The sequence below is a fragment of the Pseudomonas sp. YuFO8 genome (assembly GCF_035065025.1).
Lineage (GTDB): Bacteria > Pseudomonadota > Gammaproteobacteria > Pseudomonadales > Pseudomonadaceae > Aquipseudomonas > Aquipseudomonas putida_AE.
In genome coordinates, this window is sequence record NZ_JAXDEQ010000149.1 from 1 (window position 1) to 431 (window position 431).

Below are 431 nucleotides of genomic sequence, written 5' to 3' on the forward strand. Positions count from 1 at the left end.
TCGACGCTATCGCCAGCAGGCTGGCTCCCACAGTTTTAAATCAGTGCAGCTTCAGCCGCGGCTCTTTAGTTAGGTCGCCTTTTTTTACCGGGGTATAGCGCAGTCCGGTAGCGCGCCTGCTTTGGGAGCAGGATGTCAGGAGTTCGAATCCCCTTACCCCGACCATATTAAAAATCCTCGTGTCGAAAGATACGGGGTTTTTTTTGCCTGCGAAAATTTCCAGAACACTGCAAAACCAATGTGGGAGCCAGCCTGCTGGCGATGGCGCCATGTCAGTCAACATCGATGGTGACTGATTCGACGCTATCGCCAGCAGGCTGGCTCCCACAGTTTTAAATCAGTGCAGCTTCAGCCGCGGCTCTTTGGTTAGGTCGCCTTTTTTTACCGGGGTATAGCGCAGTCCGGTAGCGCGCCTGCTTTGGGAGCAGGAT

Annotated in this window: 1 tRNA gene; it reads left to right on the forward strand. The window is 54.1% G+C overall.

Annotated elements, in window-relative coordinates:
• Positions 1-88 precede the first annotated feature (88 nt).
• Positions 89-165: transfer RNA gene (locus tag SOP95_RS31725), tRNA-Pro, on the forward strand.
• The last annotated feature ends 266 nt before the right edge of the window (positions 166-431 follow it).